General features: G+C 35.4%; 8 protein-coding genes. 3 read left to right on the top strand and 5 right to left on the bottom strand.

Annotated features, from left to right (window positions below):
• Window positions 1–187 (bottom strand): hypothetical protein (locus ACM03V_RS30900; RefSeq protein ID WP_414624639.1); only part of this gene is annotated, 187 nt, incomplete at its 3' end.
• Between the two features lie 117 nt (window positions 188–304).
• Between ACM03V_RS30900 and ACM03V_RS30895 the strand changes: the two genes are divergently transcribed.
• From ACM03V_RS30895 to ACM03V_RS30885, 3 genes are all read left to right on the top strand, one after another.
• The gene (locus tag ACM03V_RS30895; protein ID WP_414624638.1) at window positions 305–958 is read left to right on the top strand and encodes a hypothetical protein; all 654 of its coding nucleotides are present in this window, start codon (window positions 305–307) and stop codon (window positions 956–958) included.
• A gap of 165 nt (window positions 959–1,123) precedes the next feature.
• The gene (locus ACM03V_RS30890) at window positions 1,124–1,684 is read left to right on the top strand and encodes a hypothetical protein (RefSeq protein WP_414624637.1); all 561 of its coding nucleotides are present in this window, start codon (window positions 1,124–1,126) and stop codon (window positions 1,682–1,684) included.
• Window positions 1,681–3,168: a hypothetical protein gene (locus tag ACM03V_RS30885; protein ID WP_414624636.1), complete on the top strand. Its 1,488-nt coding sequence runs from the start codon at window positions 1,681–1,683 to the stop codon at window positions 3,166–3,168. Before ACM03V_RS30890 ends, ACM03V_RS30885 begins: the two co-directional genes overlap by 4 nt.
• 74 nt (window positions 3,169–3,242) lie before the next feature.
• Here the strand turns inward: ACM03V_RS30885 and ACM03V_RS30880 are convergent, their stop codons facing one another.
• From ACM03V_RS30880 to ACM03V_RS30865, 4 genes are all read right to left on the bottom strand, one after another.
• The gene (locus ACM03V_RS30880; RefSeq protein ID WP_414624635.1) at window positions 3,243–3,761 is read right to left on the bottom strand and encodes a helix-turn-helix domain-containing protein; all 519 of its coding nucleotides are present in this window, start codon (window positions 3,759–3,761) and stop codon (window positions 3,243–3,245) included.
• Window positions 3,758–4,204, bottom strand: a complete 447-nt coding sequence (locus ACM03V_RS30875) for a DUF6932 family protein (RefSeq protein ID WP_414624634.1) — start codon at window positions 4,202–4,204, stop codon at window positions 3,758–3,760. The genes ACM03V_RS30880 and ACM03V_RS30875 overlap by 4 nt, the downstream gene beginning before the upstream one ends.
• Before the next feature lie 156 nt (window positions 4,205–4,360).
• A complete protein-coding gene (locus ACM03V_RS30870; RefSeq protein ID WP_414624633.1) occupies window positions 4,361–4,702 on the bottom strand; it encodes an HNH endonuclease in 342 nt (113 codons plus the stop codon).
• A gap of 361 nt (window positions 4,703–5,063) precedes the next feature.
• Window positions 5,064–5,678 carry a hypothetical protein gene (locus ACM03V_RS30865; protein WP_414624632.1) on the bottom strand — a complete coding sequence of 205 codons (615 nt, stop codon included), beginning with the start codon at window positions 5,676–5,678 and terminating at the stop codon, window positions 5,064–5,066.
• Window positions 5,679–6,000: the final 322 nt, after the last annotated feature.

The following is a 6,000-nucleotide window of genomic DNA, read 5'->3' as shown; positions in this document are numbered from 1 at the left end:
AGAGTGTAGAAGGAGCCATAACAACAAAGGAGGTACTAGAGCGAAAAAGCTCTAGCCTCAAAAGCTTCTCCAAAACGCTCGCAGCAACATTCAAAACACAGTAGAGAATTACGTTATAAAAATATATTTCGGCTATTAGTAATAATAATTCCTGCTTTATTTCTAATAGATTACTGCTACCAATCAATTAGCTATCACTTCAAATACCAAGACTATCTAGAAAGAAAAGACAGGGTACAGCAATACCAACAGTGGATGCACTACCAATGCACAGAAATACTAACGAAAGAGAGGATTAATCGTTGTGAAAAATACTGGCAAGCTGAAAAATCTGGTTTCTTCCAAATCGCGCCACCTAGAAAAACAACTCCGTGGTAAATTTAACGCTTCTACAAACTTAGTTTATAGAGCATTAATGGGCGACCAAAAAGCATTAAAACTAATAGGTCAAATGGGAAATGATGGAGCAAAGATTAGCGAATTTGCACCTAAAGTTAAAGACAATATGCTAGCTGCAATTAAAGGAGCAGAAGATTTAAACACAACTCTCGCAGCTATTTATAAACAAGCTGGTGTCAGTGGAGAACGCATAGAACGAGAAATACAATCTTCTATTCTTGCCGACGATAAATTAGCAAATCAATTAGAAGAATTAAGCCTTGATTTTGAAGGAGCTAAAAGTAGAGAAGAATTGCGCCATAAACAAGCCACAGAACATATTACATTAAAAGCTTGGATAGACCGTCACATGATGAGTATTGATGGCGAATACAAGATGCTGCAAGAAGAGTTAAAGACAGAAGTAAGACAGCAAACAATTGATTTACAACACGACAAAGAACTAGGTAACTATTATCTTGATGCTGGCGATAATGCTAGAGATGATTTGAAACCTAAAAAACAATATGCAGGTCGTTCAATCATTCAAAAAATCAAAGATACAATTCTTGGTTTTTAGTTTGCGTTTCAAGAGGGAAGAATTGCTCCGGAATGAATTAATAACAATACTACCCGAAGCGATTACACACAAAGTAATTCAATTATTCAAAGAAGGAATTTCCTTTAAATTCTAACTTCCTTCTTCAATTATCAAACTTCTAACTCCCCCAATATACATTGACATATGTTAGAACAACTTGAAGATTTAGAAGAACAAGAGCAATCGGAAACTACTCCAGATACTCAATTACCCAAAGACTTAATACAGCATCTAGAAGAACGTAAAAAACACAGAAAGCAAGTTATTCAAACAACAGAATTGGTGCAGAAATATTTTATAAGTTGGTCGCTAAGTGCTAGCGGATTTTTTCTCGCACGACTACTTTTATTAATCAACGGTGGTGCATCTCTATGGCTTGCAGCAGGACTATGTTTTTCTATTTGTTCAATCAGTTCAATAGTTGGTTTATCTGGATTTAGAGCTAATTACAATGAAGGATTTGAGGTAGAAAATATGGAAAAACCAGTTAAAACAATCGGTGGCTTTGTAATTGCTGCTGGAAGTACTTGGTTGGCAATAAAAGATTATCAATACTTCCAACAAATGACTACAGATAGCGCATATCAAATCAGTGCAGATATTCAGACTATTTATCAAGAAAGACCTTGGTTAGACCCTTGGCTATCAATTGGAATTGCAGCATTTATAGTAATTAGTTCATTATTCCTTATTAGCAGGAGATGAGTAGAAATAGAATTGAACTATCAGCCATTGTCATATCAGCAGTAGTCGGTTTAACCGGCTTCTGCTTTTCCCATTCACGCCAGCCTTACCCACTAGCACAAATACAATTCTGTCCGCAAACTGCTAACAAAAAAGAGAACATATTAGCCGATAAAAAGAAAGCTAAAAAACTAAAATATTATGACTTAAAAGCGCAAGATAAATTAGATAATAAATACTGCCATCAACCAAGATATGTCCTTGCAGAAGAGTGGGACAAATATAATAGCTATGGTTCAATTATTCCGTATATGGGTAACACAATTAGCTTGGTAAAAATTATCAAGAAAGATAATCCTTATCAAATATACGGTAATGTAGCTTCCGTTTTCGGATTGTGGGGTATTTCACTAACTCTAGCTTCTCGCGTCGGTAGGTTTAAAAGAACCGATTACCAATTAGGAGAAGAAGAGAAAAGTACCGCTTATTATAATTGGCAGCAACACCGACGTAAACGAGATATTAAACAACATTCCTGCTCATTACATACAGATATTTTAAAAGATGGCTTAACCCAAGAAGACTTACAGCAAAGAAAAGAACTAGGGCTAACCGACGATGAAAACGAAGCTATTAAAAACCAACTGCAACTAGAAGATTATCTCAAAGCCAGAGCCGTAAAACATTCCGACATGGACAAACAAATTGCATCAAATCTACTAGATAAATATAAAGCAGAGAAAGAAATAGATAAATTACAAAATAAAAAATCATCTCAACCGAACATTAATCAATCCAGCGATAAACAGTTAGTTAACTCCTTAATAGAAGCCCTAAAATCCCATGAAGACGGTTGGCTGTATTCAATTGTTAAAAACGCTAAACCCCTGTGGCTGATTGGCTCTCAGGGTAGCGGTAAAACCAATACTGCTGGTGCAATATCATTAATTCGTAAATACTGCTTCGATGCACCAATCTACCAACTGATTGATCGACACGCTACCGGAGAAAACTGGGAAGTATGGAAACTACTTGATGCTACATTAAAAGCTGAATCAGAAGAAGAAATTGGGCAGTCTTTGGAAGATGCTACCGATAGATGGTTACAAAGAATTAAAGAAAAACCGTCTACCAAACAGCAAATAATTATTGATGAATTTACCAATTTGAAGAAAATTGATAGCTGTAAAGATGCTGCAATGAAATTCTTCTCCATGCATCTTACAGATACCCGTAAAGCTAAAGAATACTTTATTGGTGTTAATCATTATTTTACCAATGAAAGCACCGTAGAAGGAACATTTGAAGCCAGGAAATCAGGAACAATTCAACTTAAGAAGTTTTCAGCCAATGGAGAAACACCATTATCTAGAGTGCAGATTGTACATGGGTTAGTCGATGATAATGGAAACGAATTGGAAGAAGTAGAAAGAACATTACCCAATTGGTTGGAAGCGAATAAAATTCATGGGCATTTTAATGGTAATCCTATTAACTTTGAATAAAATTTCGGTAGGAGAAGAATACAAACAACATTGAGTGTGGCTTTCCCAACAATAACGAAAATTATTATGAAGCTTTAGATTTTATATTCAATACTTTCTTCTCGCCATTTACGCCATTTAACAGCACTTTTCTTCCCTTCTTCTATTTGAAGAAAATCAACTTTTACAAATGCGTTATCAAACTCTATACCTAATGCTGCACTAACTTCAAGTATCTCGCAAAAACTGGCGCATTGATAGTCTTTATCTTCACACTCTTTTATTCTTTGTTCTTCAATACCTAAAATGTCAGCCAGTTCTTTCTGGCTCATTTTGGCAGCTATACGAGCTTTAATTAATATATCTGGTAGCTTATTGAAATTTTCAACTTGAATTTTAATTGGTTGGCTTTTATCGCAATTAATGAGTTTTTCATATTCAGCTATTTCTTCTTGTAAAGCCATTAAATGTGACTTTTTTACATCAATGTCAAGCTGCCAGCGTTCGGGTTCTCTTTCCTTCCATGCTTCGTCTTGTTCAACTGCGGCTATAGAATATTCAAATTTAAGGGCGCACTCTTTGCTGTACTTGTATTGCAAATCATTTTTAATCATGGTTCCCACCTTACTAAATCAATAGCAATAATTCCCTTTATATTTTTCATTCTATCGCGCTGGAAAAATTCAAATGAGTTTAAACCTAAATCACCAACTGGTTCATCCGAACGAAAAATTTCACCTTTATATTTAGATTTTTGTGATTGTCTGTCAAAACTATTAATTAAACTCGGAGCGTTTTTTCGGAGATAATCAATATCTACACTTTCATTATCATAACAAGCATCAAAATCATTTGGGTTTGGTTTACTTGTAACAAAACTACCATTTATATAAATTGTTCTACAGCCTGCCGCTTTTAATTGCGTCATTGCTAGTTCCAAACCAATAATCATTCTTACTCTCTTAAAACTATTTCCAAATCTTTCCTTAAACTCCTCCCATTCACAAAAATGAATTCCTGGTGGTAAATTACCATTTTCATCAAATTCCGGAATCACTTTCTCACACCCTAACTATATTTTCGTGAAGATACCCGAAGTTTTTGTTCATTATATTGTTCCGCATACTCCGGTTTCATTAATTTTTATAATTGACACTTCTCTTTATTAATTTATCTTTTATAAAAATATTTTATAATATGATAAGTAATTATTTTATAATGTCTCCCCTTCAAAATCAATTCCTAACTTATCAAAAAAAGATAGCTGTCCTGGAGAAATATTTCCTCTTCCTCTTGTATGATAAAATAAATGACATCCAGGGCATAATGCCGCTAAATTAGATACTCTATTATCTGCGGGATTTCTATTCCAATGATGCACCTGTAACGTGTATGCTCTGCGTTGAGAATTGCTCCAATCATCGGGTATTTTTTGCCCTGGTTTTATGCATATTTTACCACATTTTTGACACTTCCAATCCTTAGTAGCCTTGATACTGGTGGCTAATTCTTTCCAATTGTTTGGGTATAATATTTGAGAATTACTATTAGTCATCTTCTTCTATCCAAATTATCATCAATTTATATTACGATGCCCTTGTTAATTTAAAAGTACAAATCAACCGTCCTGGATATTTTATTGCAAGTTCCCTCTTAGCGACTTCTTTGTTAGCATTAATAAAATACTCGCCACTATCGGATTCTATAGCAACATACCCCGAACACCCGTGATTATCACTTAATTCAGAACAAAGCTTATTATAAATTGAACGCGCACGCGCAATTTATCCTGGTTTCACCTTCATAGATGAAAATCCATTAGTGTACTGCCTCATTCCTACCCAGGGGCTTCTAAAAGAAGAATTGCTCATATTATTAATTACTCCTACAATAAGATAAATTATTACTCCTGGTCTTTATATTACCGGATGATATAAACCCGTATCTTGATTATATTCCCAGCCAATATTAGAAGTATCTCGACGCTTGCACCACGCCACAAAATGCGGCGCTGGCAATTCAATTCTTTCCTTGCGTAAAGCTTCTAGACTTACACTTAATCTTTTAGCTAAACCTTCTTCCGCTAACGGCTTCATTCGCGGAGTTTGTCTAGAGGAGGAAGAATTGTTGTAGTAAGATTTTTTATTACTTTTCTGTTGATTATTTAGATGATTTTGTATCTGTCTGATAGCATCAGTAAATTGCTCCATTCTAGAAACAATTCCCTCAATTTTTTCTTCTAAATCGTCAATGCGTTCGGCATCTACCAGTTCATTACTACTACATTCATCCGTCTTATTTGACTCAAGTTTATCAAGACGTTCCATTATTTCCGATAAAGATGAGATAGTAGTATCGTACTTATTTCTGCTGCTACAATAAAACGTTGAAATTAACTCATCCAACCCTTTGAGTATTTCATTTGTTCTTCCTTGACGATGCAGCCGGGATAATTCCCGTACTGCACCAATTAAAGGAGTAGGCACGCGAATCATTTGACTGGGCTTGTGTTCTGGGGAAGAATCGGGCATGGCTAACATCGGCTTCTACAAGCGATAGCTATCGATATCAAACCGATAGCAATGATATCAGCATATCTTGTATTGGTTACACCCGTTGCAGCATTATGACAAAAAGAAGTTTCGGAGCGAGCTAACCCGAGCGCTCTCGCTTTAAACATATAAAAATCCGGCTTTAAATAGGAAAACCAACATTCCGCCCTCCGAAAGCTGTTATCTCTAGGAATTTAACTTTTCGGATGCGGGAGGGGTAATAACTGCCGAAAACTTGGTGTGTTGTAGGTTCGCGCATAAGTTGAAAATTTCTGCGATTACCCGAATAAAAGTCGCAATA

The sequence above is a fragment of the Calothrix sp. CCY 0018 genome, assembly GCF_963920925.1.
GTDB lineage: Bacteria > Cyanobacteriota > Cyanobacteriia > Cyanobacteriales > Nostocaceae > Rivularia.
Note: the sequence above shows the minus strand (reverse complement) of the source record. Positions and strands in the feature narration are given on the sequence as shown.